The sequence below is a fragment of the Paenibacillus sp. FSL L8-0663 genome, assembly GCF_038008125.1.
GTDB classification, from domain to species: Bacteria; Bacillota; Bacilli; order Paenibacillales; family Paenibacillaceae; genus Paenibacillus; species Paenibacillus polymyxa_D.
Window position 1 is genome coordinate 3,695,046 of record NZ_JBBOYM010000001.1, and the last position, 19,057, is coordinate 3,714,102.

A 19,057-nucleotide genomic window follows, 5' to 3' on the forward strand; every position below is an offset into this window, starting at 1 on the left:
ACCCCTTACCCCATTCTCCCACTTTGGCCCACTTTCCACCACCTAAGCATAATAGATTCGCTTTAAAAAATCAAAGACCTCTTTTTCATTACCAAAAAGTGATAGAAGTTGGATCCATAGCATTATGTCTGTTATTGTAGCCCTGCGTCATAAGATACAAAAAAGCCCCTTATCCCATGAAGCCGGCACCCGACAATATGCATCAGGTTTCGAAACCACACGGAATAAAGGGCTTACTCTCTGTCCATTATGTCAACCTAAACAAACACTTGCATTAAAAACACAACACTTTTGCAGCGAAAATCGTGACGAAAAATCCGCTTACGCGTTCCAGCTGTCCAAATAGATCTTTTGGTCTTCAGTTAACGTGTCAATTTGAATTCCCAGACTATCAAGCTTGAATCGAGCTACCTGCTCATCAATTTCATAAGGTACATTGATAACGGCCTTACCAAGCTCTTTATAACGATCATTCACGTATTTCAAGCCAAGCGCCTGAAGCGCAAATGTCGTATCCATAATTTCTGCTGGATGACCATCGGCGGCAGCTAGATTCACAAGGCGTCCTTCTGCCAGCAAATACATTTTACGTCCATCTTTAAAGCGATATTCCTCAATATTACGACGCACCGTACGAATGGATTCGGAACGTTTAGCAAGCTCAGGCTTACTAACCTCCACATCAAAATGCCCTGCGTTACACAGCACAGCCCCATCCTTCATCACATCAAAGTGTTCCCCTGTAATTACAGCCTTGTTACCAGTTACTGTAATAAAGAAATCACCCAGTTTGGCAGCCTCTACCATTGGTAACACATGGAAACCATCCATATGGGCTTCTACAGCCTTGATTGGATCAACCTCGGTTACAACAACGTTGGCTCCCAACCCTTTCGCACGCATTGCAACCCCTTTGCCACACCAGCCATAACCTACCACAACCACTGTACTTCCGGCTACAACCAGATTAGTCGTACGAATAATGCCGTCGAAAGCTGACTGTCCTGTACCATAGCGGTTGTCAAACAAATATTTGCAGTAAGCATCATTAACAGCCACCATCGGAAAGTGAAGTTGCCCTTCTTTTTCCAATGCCTTCAAACGAATAATGCCAGTAGTTGTCTCCTCTGCTCCCCCACGGATCGTAGAAATCAGATCAGGCCGTTCGGATTGCAACAGAGTAACCAAGTCACCACCATCATCTATAATGAGATCCGGCTTTGTTTCCAGTGCCTTGATTTGCAAATTTTTGAATTCTTCTGGGTCCGGATTGTATTTAGCTAATACTGTAACGCCATCTTCAACTAATGCGGCGCAAACATCATCTTGTGTGGACAATGGATTACTACCCGTAATAGTTACCTGCGCTCCACCTGCTTGTACCACTTTAGCCAAATAAGCCGTTTTGGCCTCCAGATGTAAACAGATGGTTACCTTCAAACCAGCAAAAGGCTGCTCTTGCTCGAATTGTTGACGTATACGGTTCAATACCGGCATATGTGCTTCTACCCAATCAATTTTCAAATGACCTTCAGGAGCCAATTTAAGATCGTGAACTATGCTATTTTGCAGAGAATGGGAAGTCATACTTTGTTTCCTCCTTCAAATTGGTTAATTTTATTCCATGATAAATCCTATATAAAACAACAAATTATACATAAATAACACGATGCGTACCCGTCAAATCCAATGGTACATTCATAATCGTATCCATCAGACTGAGACCATAACGATTCAGAAAATGATAGATCGTATACGCCCGCTCCTGCGGCTGTCCAAATGGGAAAAGCGACCATTCAATACGATCCCACTGGCGAAGTGCTGTTTCATTTTGTCGAAGCAACGCTTCCTGAACTTTTGCCTCCAGATAGGCGATCTGTGACAGAATCTTATCGCGGTTGGTTTCTCCAAGCCGTAGCAAACCTTTTTCAATCAAACCTGTCTGCTGCACAAGCGGTTCGTACATGCGGACAAAAGCTTCCTTTGCCCCGGAAAACTGATCCTGCATTCCAAGCTGATCTTGAGTGGCAATCCATTGCTTTTTCCGTTCCTCAAGTCCGTCTCGAACTTGACCAAAACTTAATTCATACTTAAGCATATGCTTCTCCACACCTGACTCTACCAACGTAAAAGACATTCGTGGCAGCAGTATCGGCATCTGCATCTCCAACACCCCGAAAGCATCCCGTGTAATCGCCCAGTAAGCAATCTCTCCTAGACCCAGCACAGATGCCAGCACCGGAAACAGTGAATCCTGCATTAGAGGACGAGTTAGCACATTATTACTAAAACGTTCGGGATGTCTATCTATCTCTTCAAGCAGTTCATCCACAGTAAACACTACCAGACCGTGTCGATCTGTGAATAGCCCAGCTTTTTTGAAAAGCAGCAAACGTTCATCTTCATGGATATAAAAGAGATTCGCGCCGCTTTCATGCACATCCGCTTGTAAATGATAGCCATAATCTACGATCCGCGTGGCAGTCGTCCGGTAAGCCTGCTCCAACTCATCATTGTACTGAACCAGCCGCTTAAAAACGGATGCTTCCAGCTTGCGTAGCGAAGGATCTGCTGAATCCAAAAGTACTAATCCATAGCTGCCGAACAAAAGGCCCAGCAACTTGGCAAAGGCTTCACTCAGTCCATATGAGTCCGTTAATCCGTTCTCAATCATGCGCATTATATCAGCCTTATGTTCTGAATCTGGCAAGCTTTGCTCTATATCCGCTATCGCTTGCTTCCACTCAACAGTATCAACTTTAATCGCACTAACCGAAGAACGGCGTTCAGGTTGCTTATTCAGCTTGATTTTGACGACTTGTGGGTCATTTGCCATTACGTATGTATGATTGACCTCGTCCCAGTCATGATCTTCGCCAGCAATCCAGAAGACGGGGATAACCGGACGTCCAAGCCGTTCCTCAGCTTCTCTCGCTGCCTTAATAATTGTAGCGGCTTTGTAAATGACCAGCATCGGACCTGTGAACAGTCCGCTTTGCTGTCCGCCAGCTACTACTAAGGCATCTGGACTATCCAGACGGTCCAATGAAGCACGAACCGCCTCATGCGAATTGTATTTCTCATTGTATATACGAAGACATGCTACGACATCCTTACGGTTTAATCGCAGATGCCCCGTCTTATCCAGCCACTTCGCCCGTTGGGCATAAGCATCGGCGTGCAGCACATTATACTCATACAAATCGCTTGCGCGTCCCGTACCCTGTATATAATCTTCTGCCAAAGCCGACCCTCCGCGAAGCGTTTCCGGAATTATTTTCATGGGTCTGCCTCCTGTCTCCACCAAAACCTTACTGCTTGATTGTACCGAAAGCCCATGTCCACGTCAAAGCTTCCTACAAAAAAAACCGCCGAATAACTCGGCGGTTGTTGCATAAAACAAGATCAGGCGTAAGGCTCAGCTACAAAATGTCCTTTGGACACTTCGATGAGCGTGGCATTTTCCAGGTTATAAGCCCCTGTCTTATTGCCAGATGCATCATGAATCGGGCCTGCTTGGTCGCCTGGCATAATAATCCGTTTTTTGTTAGCTTCTACTTCTGGATCAGGAAGTGGGATCGCCGACAAAAGCATTTTCGTATAAGGATGGATCGGATTTGCATACAACTCAGCGCTTTCTGCAAGCTCGACCATTCTACCCATATACATTACAGCTACCCGATCACTGATGTGCTTAACCATCGACAGATCATGCGCAATGAACAGATATGTCAGACCCAAACGTTCTTGAAGCTCTTTTAGCAGGTTGACAACCTGAGCCTGGATAGATACGTCAAGAGCCGAAATCGGCTCATCACAAATGATGAATTTAGGATTAACCGCTAGTGCGCGTGCAATACCGATCCGCTGACGTTGACCACCAGAAAACTCATGCGGATAGCGTGTTGCATGGTCAGGGTTCAAACCAACCAGATCAAGTAACTCTTCAATCCGTTTCTTACGTTCTGCACGGCTACCCGCCATATTGTGAATATCCAGCGCCTCACCAATAATATCAGAAACAGTAAAACGCGGGTTCAATGATGCATACGGATCTTGAAAGATCATCTGCATATCACGGCGCATGGCTTTCATTTTACTCGGTGATAATTTGTAAATATCCGTCCCGTTAAAACGTACGCTTCCTGCTGTAGGTTCATACAAGCGCAAAATCGTACGACCCGCTGTAGACTTACCACAGCCGGATTCGCCAACCATACCCAGCGTTTCACCCTCACGAATATAGAAATTCAGGTTGTCCACCGCTTTGAGCACACGGTTTTTGCCAACATTAAAATACTTTTTAAGACCTTCAACCTCAATTAAATTGTTGCTACTCACCATGATCTCACCTCCTATTTCTTCAACTTCGGATCAAGCGCATCACGCAAGCCGTCGCCAAAAAGGTTGAACGCAAGCATAATCAAACTGATCAAACCTGCCGGGAAAAGCATCCGCCACGGGTAATACATCCACCCGGTCAGAGCTGATTCAATCATTGAACCCAGCGATGCCTCCGGATTCGGTACCCCTAACCCGAGGAAGCTCAGGAAAGCTTCGGAAAAAATAGCGGTCGGAACGCTCAACGTCAATGTAACGATGATCGGACCTACTGCATTAGGCAAGAGGTGGCGGAAAAGCAAACGACCTGCTCCAGCACCCATGGAACGGGAAGCAAGTACAAACTCTCTGTTTTTGAGTTGCATCATTTCACCACGTACAATCCACGACATGTTAATCCACCCGGTCACACAAAGCGCAATAATGATTGTAGTGATACTTGGCTCCAGTACAACCAGCAACAGGATCGTAACAAGCAAGTAAGGAATGGAGTACAGGATTTCAGAAAATTTATTCATGATTTCATCAACGCGGCCACCAAAGTAACCCATAATTCCACCATAAATAACACCAATCAGCAAATCAATCAAAGCTGCAGCCAGACCTATCGTCAAGGAAATCCGTGCTCCCATCCATGTACGGACAAACATATCACGTCCAAGATCATCCGTACCGAACCAATGCTCCGCGGAAGGTGGCAGATTCGTGCTGAGTAAATCATTAGAGTAATAATTATAGGGTGACAATATCGGGCCGATTAAAGAAAAAAGCACAATCAGAACTAAAACAATCAAGCTAGTCATTGCAACCTTGTTTTTACGAAGTCGTTCCCAGGCATCGCGCCAAGCAGATAAGCTTTCTCGCTGAATAACTTCAGACTGCTTTTCATCGACACCTATTTTTTGGAAATCTTCCGGTTTCACCTGAAGTTTATCCAAATTCACAGCATTGTCTTTCACAGACATAAAGTTACCCCTCCTTCCCGCCGGACAGCTTAATCCGAGGATCAATAAACCCATACGCGACATCTGTAATAAAACGCGCTAACATAAGCAAAACACCGTAAAAAATCGTTATCCCCATAATCATAGTGTAATCACGGCTTGTGATACTTTCCACAAACACTTTACCAATACCGCCAATCCCGAAAATCCGTTCAATAACCACAGATCCGGTAATAATATTCGCTGTCATTGGACCTACGTAGGTAACAACTGGCAAAATAGCATTCCGCACAACGTGCTTGAACATGATCGTAATGGATTTCAAGCCTTTAGCTTTGGCCGTTTTGATATAATCTGCATGCAGTACTTCTATCATACTGGAACGCGTCAATCGTGCAATAAACGCAATTGGTTGAGCGGACAAAGCCGCAACAGGCAGAACGTAGTCCATTGGGCCCTCAAAACCCATAACATTAAACAATTCCAACTTTTGGGCAAAAAAGAACTGGATTAATGATGCCAAAACGAAGCTGGGAACCGCAATACCTAGAATTGCCAATATCATCGCTACGGTATCAATGAGTCTACGATGGTACAAAGCCGCCAGCATGCCTAGTAAAATACCGACAATAATGGAGACAATAATTGCTACGAGACCTAATTTTAATGATACCATAAAGGTCTGTCCAATAATGTCGCTCACATCTTGATTCAATTTTTTCATAGAAATACCAAAATCACCCGTAACAATATCACCTAAGTATTTAAAATATTGTACATATACAGGCTTATCCAACCCATACTGTTCCATTAATCGGGCTTGAATCTCAGGAGACGTCGCTCTTTCGCTCATAAAAGGGTTACCTGGAATTGCCTTCATCAGAAAGAACGTCGCAGAGATCAGAATGAGCAAAGAAATAAGCATAAATATAAATTTACTGATCAAATAACGCGCCATCGCCCGTTTACACCCCCCATATTTTTTCGACACCATTCGATTCTATAGAAATAGAGTTGGGTTGTCCAATCTACTTATATGCATGGTTAATTTAATCATATTAAGAAGAACCCTCACACACAAAAAAAACGGGATATATATGGCAGTACCCACATATATATCCCGAAGTAACTCTTCAACTTCAGAATCAAGTATCAGCTACTTACTGTGTTATATAAGCTCTTGTAAAATCAATTGCACCACTAAAATCCAAGGCAACGCCTTTTACATTTGGTTTCGTCAAAGAAGTATTAGAGTAGTAATAAATCGGCAGTAAAACCATATCATCCTGAACAAGAAGCTTCTCTGCTTTCGCAAATATTTCCATGCGTTTTCCTGGATCAGTTTCTGTTTTAGCCGCTTTAATCAAACCATCATATTCAGGATTAGAATATCCAGAATTATTGTTGCCATTACCAGTTGTCCAGATATCCAAGAATGTCATCGGATCATTAAAGTCAGCAGACCATCCACCACGAGCAATTTGGAAATTCAACTTGTTACGTGTTTGGATAAATACGCCCCACTCCTGGTTTTGCGTTTTCACATCGATTCCCAGGCTTTTCTTCCACATATCTGCAACTGCCAAAGCAATTTTTTGGTGTCCTTCAGTAGAATTGTAGAGTAGAGTGATTGGAGGGAGTGAAGTTACTCCTTCTTCCTTCATACCTTCTTGAAGCAATTTCTTCGCTTCAGCTACATCTTCTTTGAAATAATCATCTTTATGCTCATTACGGTATTCCTGAGATAAACCTTTAATACCCGGAGGTACAAAGCCGTAAGCAGGAATCTCTCCACCCATCGTTACTCTATCAACAATCGGCTGACGTTGAATCGACATTGCAAATGCTTTACGAATTTTAAGATTATTGAACGGTTTTTCGGTGACGTTAAACAAATAGTAATAGGTGCTTGCTATACCTTTAGCCTGGAATTCATTAGGCATTTCATTTTTCACAGCCATCATTTGGTCTGCAGGAATTTCACCATTAGGTTTACCTGCATAATCAAGTTGTCCACTTCTGTAAGAAGCGAGTTCTGTTGCACCGCTGTTTACAAGGGACATTGTAATTTTCTTCAGTTTAATTTCGTCCTTACCCCAATAATTCTCGCTTTTGGAAACCTCAATCTTTTGACCTGTCTCCCAAGTCGACAATGTGAAAGGCCCGTTAGTGATCATGCTTTCTTTTTTAGTCGCCCATTTATCATTACCTTTAACAGACGGATGCACCGGATAATAGGTGTAGAAAGAAGTCAATCCCAGGAAGTAAGGTGTTGCATGTTCCAGTTCTACCTGTAATGTATGGTCGTCAACTGCTTTGACACCTACATCTTTGAAGTCCGTAACTTTAGTACCTTTAAAAGATTTGGAAGTGCTCAGGTTGTAACCCTCAGCATTTTTGATATAGTACAATTGGTAAGCATATGGAGGTGCAGGAGCCGTGGAAGGATCCAATACCCGTTGCCAAGCAAATACGAAGTCGCTTGCTTTGACTGGGTCGCCATTACTCCATTTTGCAGTATCGCGAAGCTTAAACGTATAGGTTTTGCCGTCATCGGAAATTTTCCAAGATTCAGCTACGCCAGGAATTTCTTTACCATCAGGGCCCATGCGAACAAGACCTTCATACATTGTTTTTAAAACAGTGTTTGCTTGAGTATCTTGAGCCTGTGCCGGATCGAACGTTGGCGGCTCGGATGCAAGGTTAATGCGCAAAATTTGCTTGTCGGCCGGAGCCGGCGTAGTCGAGGTGTTTTCTTGTGCGCCCTTACCATTGGTATCGTTCTTGCTGGAGCCGCAACCTGCGAGCAATGCGCCAACTGCAAGAATGAGTGTCAAAAGGACTAAAAAGCTTTTCCTTTTCATCTAGCGTTTTCCCCCTAGTTCTAAAGTGGTATATGTTTATAGATTATACAACCAGCGGTCAAAAAAATCTACATTACATTTCTTCAAATTGAGCTTTTTTTTCAAAAAAACATGATTAATTCATATTTTTTCACCATTCCATGTCATCTTATATCACATGATGTTGAATATATTCTTAAATATACCAACAACAGTCAACAAAATATACGCCAATGTCATTGCTATAAAAGTTAATCTCCAGACCGCTCTACATAATCTTTTACCATCAACCTTTCCTTTTATTCGATTTTGAGCTCCTCCAATTAAACCCAAGGCCAGTAATAGGAGCAGTAGAATCAAATAAAAACCGAATCGAGATGTAAAAATGACGTTAAAGAGTGCTGCGACGGAAAATATCAGAAAAAACGTGGTAATATCCATAGAAGTAAGTAACGATTTCTTTTTTTCCATTTTAAGAATGTAGCGACAAACCGCAAACACGATCAAAAACGGAAAAAAGGGAAGAATACTGAAAGTGATAATAGTACCTTGTATAAGACTCAACTGATCACCCCTCTTTTAGCCGCATACCTTCAATTAATTGCCACAATACCTCATGAGTTGGTGCAGTAACCCCAGCCTGATCTGCCATCTGCACCAGTTGTCCGTTAATTGAAGCAACTTCCGTCATGGACTGTGCAAGTACATCAGCTAGCATGGACGAGTGATTTTCTGCCGTTGACCGGCATACATTTATAATTTGCTCCCACCATGCGTTTTCCCAGTGGATACCATGAGCTTCATACACTTGAATGCCTTCATCGTACAACCTGCGCATCATATGTATTCGAATAGGGTGCGAAAGCAGCTCGCCATTACGAACTCGCCATACCGCCGTCAGCGGATTGATTACAGCATTGATCAACAACTTGCGATACATACCGTTCTCGATTTCTTTCGACAAGCAAGCGTCAAATCCTGCTGCAAGCAGCCGATTTAGCACACATTGGTTAAAATTATTGTTCTTCGACTCCTCCCCTTCCTCCGAACAACCTATTTCAGTAACACCCGATCCTGCATGTACAATAGATGCGACTCCCTGCCTCTTGGCTCCTTCAGTCGTCACAGCAGGGCATACCACAGCTTTAGGCCAAGCCTTTCTAATACGTTCTATATGACCGATTCCATTCTGCAAGCAAACGATTCCTATATCTCTGTCCATTTGAGCTGCAGGCTGGATCTGTTCTAATACTTCCTCAATCGCCCCCTGTTTGGTCATAAGCATTATCCATCGTGCCGGAGCCTGTGAATTTAACCGTTGCCAATCTGCCAATGGCGCTACCTTCAATTTATCTCCAGACATATGTACTGCCACCTGCCCCTCCTTATCAAACACAGTGATTCCTTCATGAGTAATGACGCGTGCCTGTTCAAGTGTACGTGTCCACAGCCTTACTTTCGTACCTGAAGCAGACAACCTCCCCGCAAACAACAATCCCAGCGAACCCGCTCCAATAATATCAATCACCTTTGTATCGTCTCGCTTCCATCTTTTTTTCTACTATATCATATGCACTCTAAAGAAATACAAAAAACGCCAACTACGGCAAAGCGCTAGTTGACGTTTTATTTCAGAATTGCAGAAGTAATCTTGTTACTCAATGCGCTCCAGATTCCCATTGGCATCCATTTTGAATCTGGATTTAAGCTCTTCCTCATCTTCAGTAATTAGAGCCAAGCGCCGAGCCCGGTCCATAATCTGAATCAGAGCTTTATAATCATCATTCACAACACGATAGTCGGTTTGCACCTCATTCACTTCTTTGGACAGCCGGTCATTAATGGAGCGAAGCTGACTCAATTCTTCTTCCTTTTCCCGTAAATCTTTCTCCAGCATCTTAATCTGCCGATTCGTTTCCTGGACGGATCCCTTCCATTGACGCAAGAAACGAATTACTGCATCAATAGATAATGTATCCTCACTCGTACCATCCGTTCTGTACCCACCTTCGACTGTATCAAGCGAGGCAAAAGCCGCAACCTGTGATACACCTACCGGGTTCTGCTTGCGGATATAACTGCGCTTCTGGCGCTGTGCTTTGGCAATGCTAATTGCTTCATCGTAACGTTTGCGCACGCAACTGTTCCAACGAAAGCCGCATGCTGCAGAGGTTCTTCCTATCTTTTGTCCAACCTCCTCAAACGCAGCAAGCTGCGTTCCACCTTCACGGATATGCCGCAATGTCACCTCCGCCAATATCAAGTCATCTTCCACACTCCATGCATCTTGTCTTATTGCAGTCATGCCTCTAGCCCTCCTAACAACATCCTGAAATAACCGTCTTCATGAACCGATCCTGCCGGTATTTGAATAGGGTATAAAAGCTGTTTATTCATTCCTATGCCTCTCGTAGAGTTCATAGAATCTATTTGATACTAAATTGTATTTCCATTTCTGCAAGAACTCATACGTGAACGTAAACAGTTTCGGGTTTCAAGCATGCTCAGACTGCTGTACAATAAAATGAATGGTTAAAGAAACAGAAAGGATCATATACATTACCATGAGTTTTTTTCGGGAATACATAAAAGGGGAAACCAAATGAACAAACGAATAAAAATCACAATCAGCACCCTGCTGAGCACCATTATGTTGCTAACTTTCATATATGTACGTCCTACTCTAGCCGCTCCCTCCCAAGAAGAAAGTCAGATTTTACAAGATAGTCTGTCGATTGTAGAGATAGACCATGAAATTGAGCGAATCAGTCAGGAGCAACAGACTCTTTTGCAGCGCCAGCAGGAACTGCGAAGTAACCTCACCGTTCAGCAAGAGCAAATGACCATACAACGGAAGCGTGCAGGCTCTGTGCTGCGATCTTATTATATGGGGGAAAGGGACAAGCTGTTAAGTGTGGTGCTAGGGGCAAAAAGTATAAGGCAACTTCTCTCTCTGTACGATTACTACTTGTTATTGATTAGTCACGATCAGGATGTGCTTCAAGAATACGAATCCAATTATCAATCTATGCGAAAAACAGAACAACAAGTCACCCAAGCCTCAATGGAATTGGAGACAGTCAAAACAAACTTACTGGCTCAACGTAAACGCATTGTCCTGCTTCAGTCGCGTGTAAATGACGGCGTTAACGCCAGTAATCACCCGGATACCCTACGCAAGCTAATTGGCGAAATGACAGCTTATTGGGAGAATGTAGGTGTCTACGAGGTAAATAAACACTTTAAAGCATTAGCTCAAGCTATGCAGGATTTACCGCAATTCATTCAACAACAACAAGGTGCCATGGTTACAAATGGAAAAGTCATTACGATAAGCATTCGTGAAGAGGACTTTAACCGTTTTTTAAAGTCAGAAAATGAATTGTTTAATCACTTCAACTTTACATTTGCGCAGGATCAAATTATGGTAGAAGGCCAACAAGGAACGATGAAATTAAGGGTAGAAGGTCACTACACGGTGGAGAATGAACCAAAAAATTCAATTTTATTTCATGTGGATCGATTAGTATTTAATGGTCTGGAACTACCTGATACGACCCGCAACAAGCTGGAAAGGGATTTTGATCTGGGTTTCTACCCACAGCAGCTTATTTCCTATGTCAAAGCCACAGAAGTACGCACTTTAGCAGGAATGCTTGAAGTTAAGCTCGAATTAAATTTTAAGTAAACTGGCTTTTGCTTGCCTTCAATGTTCTGAATTTTCACGCGTATAAAACAAGACCCCGGGATATTCCCGAGGTCTTGTTATTTGTAATAACGATATGGACTTTATAGCAGATCGGCTGCCAACTGTGCGAGCTTGGAGCGTTCTCCTTTTTCCAACATGATATGCCCGCTAATCCCTTCTTGCTTAAACCGCTCCACTACATAGGTTAAACCGTTGCTGGCTGCATCCAGATAAGGGTGATCAATCTGCTCCGGGTCTCCCATCAAAATGATCTTGCTTCCCTCACCCACCCGAGACACAATCGTTTTAATCTCATGTCGGGATAAATTCTGCGCCTCATCGACTATAATAAATTGCCCAGGTATCGAACGTCCGCGAATATAAGTAAGTGCCTCCACCTGAATACTGCCCAAGCCCATCAAAATTTTGTCGATATCACCTGATTTTTTGGCATCAAACAGATATTCCAGATTGTCGTAGATTGGTTGCATCCATGGACGAAGCTTTTCATCCTTTTCTCCTGGTAAATAACCAATATCCTTGCCCATAGGAACAACAGGTCGAGCAATCAGCAGTTTCTTGAAGCGATGTTCATCCTCTACTTTAAGCAAACCTGCCGCCAGCGCCAGCAACGTTTTGCCCGTACCCGCTTTTCCTGTAATGGTCACGAGAGGGATATCATCATTAAGCAAAAGCTCCAATGCCATCCTCTGTTGAGCATTGCGCGCGCTGATTCCCCATACTGATTCGTTACTTAAGTACAGCGGCTCTAATCGCTCTGCCTCCTGGTTAACTTTCAGTAATGCTGATTTTCCAGTTCCCATTTCATCTTTCAGAATGACAAATTCATGTGGATACAGTGTATAAGGTAGTTCCAGTGACTTGATTAGTAAAAAACGGTTAGAGTAAAATTCATCTATGGTGGACGGGTGCACCTGTATTGCCGAGTATCCGGGGTATAGCTCACTTAAATCGCCTGTTCTATCGGAGAGGTAGTCTTCAGTCAGCAGTCCCAATACATCTGCTTTGATCCTGACCAGCACGTCTTTACTGACCAAAACGACCGAACGCGGCTCAGGCTGCTCCTGCTCTTCCAGATGATAATTCAAGGCGACCGCCAAAATCCGGTTATCGTTCGAAACCTCCCCGAACATCTCCTGAACTTTCAAAAAACTTCGGTGGTTCAACTCAACCTTAAGCCTTCCACCTTGGGGAAGTGGAACGCCACTATGCAGATGGCCCACTTCTCTCAACCCGTCCAACAATCGCGATACATTGCGGGCATTCCGTCCAATCTCATCCGCGTTGCGTTTTTTGGAGTCGATTTCTTCCAGAACTACAGCTGGAATAACAACTTCATGTTCTTTGAAGGTAAAAATGGCTTTCGGATCATGCAGCAGCACATTCGTATCCAGCACAAAAATTTTCTTCATTAAATCCCCTCCAAAGCGGCGTGGACAATCTCGTGTTTCATACCTATACCTATTCACCGGGTACCTAATACTTGCTGATTCCCTGAAAAAAGAACCCCAAAGCAGCATAAAACAACGAAAAGTTGTAAGTGAAGATAGCCTCTGAGCCTGTCCATTTTTGAATTTAGACACAAAAGGCCCAGTGATTGCTCACTGGACCTAGACTTGGTTCACTATAACTTTAGACATACCTCAACCCCCTTATGTTATATAAGAGCTTTACTCGCTGCGAGTATAACATAAGCGGGAAGAAATATACATACTCAGGAATTGGAAGAAGCTGCGGTATTGTCGCTTACTTTTTTAGCTAACTCCTCTTGTAGCGCTTGTTTGGCCAAATCGAGCTGTTGCTCATCAATGTACACATACGGGCTACGCCATGTTCCCGCTACCGGATTGTATTTCACATTTTGCTTGGAAATATTCCAATAGGTTTGTACGATATTCTTCATTTGCTGTGACTCAATATCTGTCATCATATTCTTATCAACCGATTTAATAATTGCACTAAACTTGGTCAAAGCGTTAAAGGATTGCATTTGGTCAATTAGAGAATGAAGCACCTGATTTTGTCGACGATTGCGATCAAAATCGTCAGATTCAGCTGTTCTCGGACGACAATTCGATTTGCGGTAGCGAACAAAATCAAGAGCCTGGTCACCGTTCAAATGCTTGGCTCCAGCTGTCAGATTAATATCGGTACCATCTGCACGGTCACGATAACACATGTTTTTATCAACCGTCACATCTACGCCACCCAAATTATCTACTACATCTCTAAAGCCCTGGAAGTTAATAACCGTCACATAATCGATATCAATGTTTAAATATTTGCCGATCATCTTCTTCATCTGTTCTTCAGCAACTTCACCAGATTCTTTTTCTCTAGCCTTAAACACCGGATAATACTCATTCAACTTGCGAGGTTTATATCCATCCATTTCTAGACGCGTATCGCGCGGTAGGGACACGATGGTAGACGATTTAGTATTGGGGTTCAATGTAGCTACCATAATAACGTCGGACAAATAAGTCGGATGATCAGGGCGGTAATCGGTTCCTAGCAATAAGATAGTCAAAGGCTTAGTTTCTGCCAATTGTGTTTTGGGTACTTCCTTGTTGATCCCCGTATCCAAAACTTCCTCTACCTGATTGTAAAGATAGTAGGTATAACCACCTGCTGCTAAAATACCTATAATGAGCAGAAACAAGACAAACTTCATAAACGATCTGAAAAAGCTTTTTTTCTTTTTCGTTTTTTTCGGTTTGGCGGATTTTTTCCCAGTTTGTGTCCGGGGAGGCAATCCGTTCGAAAGATTATTCATGCTTCAACACCTTTTCCTGCGTTTTGAGAAATATAGCTTTCTCCAAGTTTACAATCCTAAAACACACACAGCGGCGCATCCCGTTCCCGGGCGTCGCCGCTGTGGCCAAAGACCAATCCAATCAATTACATATTTGCTTGTGCTGTTTTACGTTGCTTCTCTGCACGCTCGCGTTCACCTTTGTTCAAAATCTTTTTACGCAAACGGATGGCATTAGGTGTAATTTCGCAATACTCGTCATCATTCAGGTATTCGAGCGCTTGCTCCAAAGAGAAGATTACAGGTGTTTTCAGTTTAACTGTATCGTCTTTTGTTGCTGAACGAACGTTTGTCAGTTGTTTTTCTTTACAAATGTTAACGACGATGTCGTTATCACGTGTGTGCTCTCCAACGATCATACCCTCATAGATTTCAGTACCTGGCTCTAGGAACAAAATACCGCGATCTTCTACGCCCAGCATACCATAAAATGTAGAGCTGCCGTTTTCTGTTGACACGAGTACACCCTGATGACGTCCACCTACTTGACCGCCAACAAATGGTCCATAGCTGTCAAACGCATGGTTCATTACGCCATAACCACGAGTCAAAGTCAGGAAGTTTGTAGTGTAGCCGATCAGACCACGTGCAGGGATCAGGAATTCCAAGCGAACTTGTCCGGTGCCGTTATTAATCATGTTAACCATTTCGGCTTTACGGGAGCCCAAACTTTCCATAACTGCGCCCATGCTTTCTTCCGGAATATCAATAAGGAGACGTTCGATTGGCTCCATTTTCTTACCATCAATTTCCTTGACGATAACTTCCGGTTTGGACACTTGCAGTTCGTAACCTTCACGACGCATGTTTTCAATCAAGATACCCAGATGCAACTCACCACGTCCGGATACAATAAAGGCGTCCGGGCTATCCGTTTCATCAACACGTAAGCTGACATCCGTTTCGAGTTCTTTCAGAAGACGCTCACGCAATTTACGGGATGTTACCCACTTACCATCGCGACCTGCGAATGGGCTGTTGTTAACCAAGAAGGTCATTTGCAGTGTCGGCTCATCAATCTTCAGTACAGGCAGCGCTTCAGGATGGTTTGGATCAGCAATGGTTTCACCAATGTTGATATCTTTAATTCCCGCAATCGCTACAATGTCACCAGCGCCCGCTTGATCCGTTTCAATACGTTTCAGGCCTTGGAAGCCGAACAGCTTCTCAATACGCGCCGATTTACTACTACCATCACGTTGCATAACTGTGACTGCTTGCCCCTGCTTGATGATACCGCGGTTTACACGACCTACTGCAATTCGGCCAAGGTATTCGTTATAATCCATCAGTGTTACGAGGAATTGAAGAGGCTCATCTACATTCTCAGTTGGAGCCGGAATATGCTCTACAACTGTTTCGTACAATGCTTGCATGTTATCGTCTTGCTTTTCAGCATCCATGCTGGATGTTCCGTTCAGCGCCGAAGCGTACACAACAGGGAATTCCAGTTGCTCATCATTCGCACCCAGCTCGATGAACAGATCCAGTACTTCGTCAATAACTTCTGCCGGACGAGCCGCCGGACGGTCAATTTTGTTCACTACAACGATAGGCGTCAGATTTTGTTCCAGCGCTTTACGCAGTACGAATTTCGTTTGCGGCATGCAACCTTCGTAAGCATCTACGACAAGCAAAACACCGTCAACCATTTTCATAATCCGTTCCACTTCGCCACCAAAGTCGGCGTGTCCTGGTGTATCTACAATGTTAATCAGATAATCTTTGTAAGTGATAGCTGTATTTTTAGCCAAAATCGTAATACCGCGTTCACGCTCCAGATCGTTGGAGTCCATGGCGCGCTCCTGAACAGCCTCGTGTTCTCTAAATGTTCCGGACTGTTGAAGCAGCTTGTCGACAAGCGTCGTTTTTCCGTGGTCGACGTGGGCAATAATCGCAATATTGCGAATGTTTTCTCTAGCATGCATGGTTTGTATCCATATCCTTTCCGTATATCAAAATAGTGTCTCTATCCTGAAGCAGTGCTGATTCAAGGCTAACAATCGTTCTTTAGGCCCACTCCCTGCCAGCCTTCTATATGTTTCAGGCTTTGTACAGACAGCTTCTCTCTCCGATTCGCGTGAAAACCTTAAAATAAGCGTCAGAAATCATTCCGACGCTCTTATCATATCCATTATATTATAGTTGAAATATGTCATAAAGCAAGACATTATTGCCTGTTCCGTAATTTACCGCCATAAAATCTCATTGCTTGTCGTTTACCATTTGCGTTTGCCACGGTTGTTTACGACCAACCAGATTCCAGCGCCGATCAGTAAAACTGCAATAACATATATGATACCCGTTCTTAACAGGGTAATGACCAATAAAAACACCGATACCAAGCCCAATATCACGCCTCCCGTATATACATTACGAGAAAGCGAAATATCATTAATGGCGTACTCCCATAATCCAACCGCCACACCTAGAAGTAACAAAGGCCATAAATAGGCCATTAAATTCCAGCCCCAAATATTGCAGAGCAAAAATAAGAAGCCATAAACCGATAAAATCCCTGCTGGCAGCAACATAAAGGGTGAAACTTTACGCTTCATGTACATTGCATGCAGTACGATTCCAGGTATTAAAAACAGCAAAGGCCAAAAGTTTCGTCCCAAGAAGGAGAACGTCCCCAGTTTCCCCAACAAAATAATCAGTCCTACGGCAACAATGCCCACTCCGATCATACGCTCTTTTCCGGAATTCATCGTGGTCTCCTTTGTTTGCTGAATTTGTTTTTAGGTCGCTTAATGTGATTGTTTTTAAGTATATTTTAGCCGATGTTTTCCAAAAAAACTACGTTCAAATATGATGAGCACGTAGCTGACGATATATTCCTGCAATCACAACTGCTGAGGCTAAGAGTCCTGGTAACCATGCATGTATAAGCTCTCCCGTACCTGCTAACCATACACCCAATCGGGGATCACGCAGTAGCATTTCTCCTGCCGTAAAAGCCAGGATTGCAGATCCGAGCAAAACAAGTACAGGGAACCGGTGAAGCCAGATCGCAATTACGTTGCTGCCCCAGACAACTATCGGAATGCTAATTGCAATACCAATGACAATAATGGCGATATCCCCATCTGCTAGTGCTGCAATAGCTAATACGTTATCTAGACTCATCACAAAGTCCGCTACCAGAATCACCTGTATAGCCTTCCATATGGTTGTTTCTGCTCTGACTCCTACATGATCCTCACTCTCATAAAGCAGCTTAAACGCAATCCATAACAGAAGTAGACCACCTGCCGCCTGAATAAAGGGTATGCCCAGCAAAATGACAGCTACAAAAGTCAAAACACAGCGCAGGAGGACTGCACCGACTGCCCCCCACCATATAGCTTGACTCCGCTGCCTTGCAGGCAAATTTTTGCTCGCCATGGCTATAACAACCGCATTATCACCGCTTAACACCAAATTAATCATTAATATTTTCAACAGCAAAATGATATGCTCCATGTGTACAAACACCCCCATCCTACTTGTATGCGAAATAGGACGAGGCTATGCTTATAAGCTTTGTCAAATAAGTCATCCTTTATTAAAAAATGATGTCAAATTCGTTGAGTAAAGACCTTGAAATCAATAACAAACAGCCATATAATGAATCGTATTTCCGGAAAACGGGTATTAAAATAAACACATACAACGATTTTAGGATGTTTAATCAGGGAGATGAGAACGATTGATATGTCCGGACTTCAGTTCTTTTGGCTACTGCTTAATGTGATATTTATTGATCTTCTGCTCGCAGGGGATAATGCGATTGTAATTGGACTTGCCGCCAGAAAGCTGCCTCCTGCAACGCAAAAAAAAGCGATACTGTACGGCACCGGTGGTGCCCTGCTTATTCGCATAGCAGCCACCATTGTGGTACTCTGGCTGCTTCAAGTACCGTGGTTGTTACTCATCGGGGGGATTATGTTAGTCTGGATTGCGTATAAGTTGCTCGTAGACCAGGAGGACCATACCGAAGTCAAAGCGGGAACAACATTATGGGGTGCTATCCGCACGATTGTTGTAGCCGATGCGGCTATGGGTCTGGACAATGTGATTGCTGTTGCTGGCGCTGCCCAGCAGCATTTGCTACTTGTAGTGCTGGGCCTGTTAATCAGCGTGCCAATCGTGGTATGGGGAAGCACTCTTTTTATCAAACTGATCAATAAATTCCCCTGGATTATCTATTTGGGATCGGCTGTACTTGGTTATACGGCCTCTAATATGATTACTGAAGAACGTAAGCTGGAACCTTACTTTACCGAGCACCCTGCGCTGCGTATCTTGTTTATTGCTACAGTTATGGCTGGTATTTTGCTCACGGGATATCTTCAAAATCGCAAAGCAATGTCCAGTCGAGAAAAAGCTGTTTAAAATGCTTCAAAAACTGTTTTAACTAAAA

The 19,057-nt window shown here is 43.5% G+C and carries 16 protein-coding genes; 2 read left to right on the forward strand and 14 right to left on the reverse strand.

Annotation, left to right across the window (positions count from 1 at the left end; all coding sequences use genetic code 11):
* Positions 1-321 precede the first annotated feature (321 nt).
* From MKY75_RS16130 to MKY75_RS16170, 9 genes are all read right to left on the reverse strand, one after another.
* Complete coding sequence (locus tag MKY75_RS16130; protein WP_340885923.1) at positions 322-1,587, reverse strand: adenosylhomocysteinase; 1,266 nt, start codon at positions 1,585-1,587, stop codon at positions 322-324.
* 64 nt (positions 1,588-1,651) lie between these two features.
* Positions 1,652-3,283, reverse strand: a complete 1,632-nt coding sequence (gene bshC, locus MKY75_RS16135; RefSeq protein WP_340885925.1) for a bacillithiol biosynthesis cysteine-adding enzyme BshC — start codon at positions 3,281-3,283, stop codon at positions 1,652-1,654.
* 122 nt (positions 3,284-3,405) lie between these two features.
* Entirely contained in the window at positions 3,406-4,344 is a 939-nt protein-coding gene (locus MKY75_RS16140) for an ABC transporter ATP-binding protein (protein WP_029517761.1), read from the reverse strand.
* Between the two features lie 11 nt (positions 4,345-4,355).
* Entirely contained in the window at positions 4,356-5,306 is a 951-nt protein-coding gene (locus MKY75_RS16145) for an ABC transporter permease (protein ID WP_029517762.1), read from the reverse strand.
* Between the two features lie 4 nt (positions 5,307-5,310).
* A complete protein-coding gene (locus MKY75_RS16150; RefSeq protein ID WP_029517763.1) occupies positions 5,311-6,243 on the reverse strand; it encodes an ABC transporter permease in 933 nt (310 codons plus the stop codon).
* A gap of 202 nt (positions 6,244-6,445) precedes the next feature.
* On the reverse strand, positions 6,446-8,149 hold the full coding sequence (locus MKY75_RS16155; RefSeq protein ID WP_029517764.1) for a peptide ABC transporter substrate-binding protein: 1,704 nt from the start codon (positions 8,147-8,149) through the stop codon (positions 6,446-6,448).
* Between the two features lie 153 nt (positions 8,150-8,302).
* Positions 8,303-8,692 carry a DUF3397 domain-containing protein gene (locus tag MKY75_RS16160; protein ID WP_013311106.1) on the reverse strand — a complete coding sequence of 130 codons (390 nt, stop codon included), beginning with the start codon at positions 8,690-8,692 and terminating at the stop codon, positions 8,303-8,305.
* A gap of 4 nt (positions 8,693-8,696) precedes the next feature.
* The gene (locus MKY75_RS16165; RefSeq protein ID WP_340885927.1) at positions 8,697-9,656 is read right to left on the reverse strand and encodes a ketopantoate reductase family protein; all 960 of its coding nucleotides are present in this window, start codon (positions 9,654-9,656) and stop codon (positions 8,697-8,699) included.
* A 126-nt stretch (positions 9,657-9,782) separates the two neighbouring features.
* Entirely contained in the window at positions 9,783-10,433 is a 651-nt protein-coding gene (locus MKY75_RS16170; RefSeq protein ID WP_029517765.1) for an RsfA family transcriptional regulator, read from the reverse strand.
* Positions 10,434-10,730: 297 nt separating this feature from the next.
* Between MKY75_RS16170 and MKY75_RS16175 the strand changes: the two genes are divergently transcribed.
* Complete coding sequence (locus MKY75_RS16175; protein ID WP_340885929.1) at positions 10,731-11,816, forward strand: coiled-coil domain-containing protein; 1,086 nt, start codon at positions 10,731-10,733, stop codon at positions 11,814-11,816.
* A gap of 101 nt (positions 11,817-11,917) precedes the next feature.
* Here MKY75_RS16175 and MKY75_RS16180 read toward each other — a convergent pair whose 3' ends face one another.
* From MKY75_RS16180 to MKY75_RS16200, 5 genes are all read right to left on the reverse strand, one after another.
* Positions 11,918-13,249 (reverse strand): PhoH family protein, encoded by a 1,332-nt coding sequence (locus MKY75_RS16180; RefSeq protein WP_340885931.1) that lies wholly within the window; start codon positions 13,247-13,249, stop codon positions 11,918-11,920.
* 302 nt (positions 13,250-13,551) lie between these two features.
* Entirely contained in the window at positions 13,552-14,613 is a 1,062-nt protein-coding gene (locus MKY75_RS16185; protein WP_340885934.1) for an LCP family protein, read from the reverse strand.
* 125 nt (positions 14,614-14,738) lie between these two features.
* Positions 14,739-16,580, reverse strand: coding sequence for a translational GTPase TypA (typA, locus tag MKY75_RS16190; RefSeq protein ID WP_029517769.1), 1,842 nt, complete (start codon positions 16,578-16,580; stop codon positions 14,739-14,741).
* 291 nt (positions 16,581-16,871) lie between these two features.
* Positions 16,872-17,363 carry a LiaF transmembrane domain-containing protein gene (locus MKY75_RS16195; RefSeq protein WP_029517770.1) on the reverse strand — a complete coding sequence of 164 codons (492 nt, stop codon included), beginning with the start codon at positions 17,361-17,363 and terminating at the stop codon, positions 16,872-16,874.
* Between the two features lie 94 nt (positions 17,364-17,457).
* Positions 17,458-18,117, reverse strand: coding sequence for a TerC family protein (locus MKY75_RS16200; RefSeq protein ID WP_029517771.1), 660 nt, complete (start codon positions 18,115-18,117; stop codon positions 17,458-17,460).
* A 216-nt stretch (positions 18,118-18,333) separates the two neighbouring features.
* Here MKY75_RS16200 and MKY75_RS16205 point away from each other — a divergent pair, with 216 nt between their 5' ends.
* Entirely contained in the window at positions 18,334-19,029 is a 696-nt protein-coding gene (locus MKY75_RS16205; RefSeq protein ID WP_069010274.1) for a TerC family protein, read from the forward strand.
* Positions 19,030-19,057: the final 28 nt, after the last annotated feature.

Coding starts and splice junctions, on each gene's coding strand:
- MKY75_RS16185 (WP_340885934.1), bottom strand. CDS start 14,613: ATGAATAATCTTTCGAACGGATTGCCTCCCCGGACACAAACTGGGAAA.
- MKY75_RS16195 (WP_029517770.1), bottom strand. CDS start 17,363: ATGAATTCCGGAAAAGAGCGTATGATCGGAGTGGGCATTGTTGCCGTA.
- MKY75_RS16140 (WP_029517761.1), bottom strand. CDS start 4,344: ATGGTGAGTAGCAACAATTTAATTGAGGTTGAAGGTCTTAAAAAGTAT.
- MKY75_RS16150 (WP_029517763.1), bottom strand. CDS start 6,243: ATGGCGCGTTATTTGATCAGTAAATTTATATTTATGCTTATTTCTTTG.
- MKY75_RS16130 (WP_340885923.1), bottom strand. CDS start 1,587: ATGACTTCCCATTCTCTGCAAAATAGCATAGTTCACGATCTTAAATTG.
- MKY75_RS16155 (WP_029517764.1), bottom strand. CDS start 8,149: ATGAAAAGGAAAAGCTTTTTAGTCCTTTTGACACTCATTCTTGCAGTT.
- typA (WP_029517769.1), bottom strand. CDS start 16,580: ATGCATGCTAGAGAAAACATTCGCAATATTGCGATTATTGCCCACGTC.
- MKY75_RS16205 (WP_069010274.1), top strand. CDS start 18,334: ATGAGAACGATTGATATGTCCGGACTTCAGTTCTTTTGGCTACTGCTT.
- MKY75_RS16180 (WP_340885931.1), bottom strand. CDS start 13,249: ATGAAGAAAATTTTTGTGCTGGATACGAATGTGCTGCTGCATGATCCG.
- MKY75_RS16170 (WP_029517765.1), bottom strand. CDS start 10,433: ATGACTGCAATAAGACAAGATGCATGGAGTGTGGAAGATGACTTGATA.
- MKY75_RS16200 (WP_029517771.1), bottom strand. CDS start 18,117: ATGGAGCATATCATTTTGCTGTTGAAAATATTAATGATTAATTTGGTG.
- MKY75_RS16175 (WP_340885929.1), top strand. CDS start 10,731: ATGAACAAACGAATAAAAATCACAATCAGCACCCTGCTGAGCACCATT.
- MKY75_RS16145 (WP_029517762.1), bottom strand. CDS start 5,306: ATGTCTGTGAAAGACAATGCTGTGAATTTGGATAAACTTCAGGTGAAA.
- bshC (WP_340885925.1), bottom strand. CDS start 3,283: ATGAAAATAATTCCGGAAACGCTTCGCGGAGGGTCGGCTTTGGCAGAA.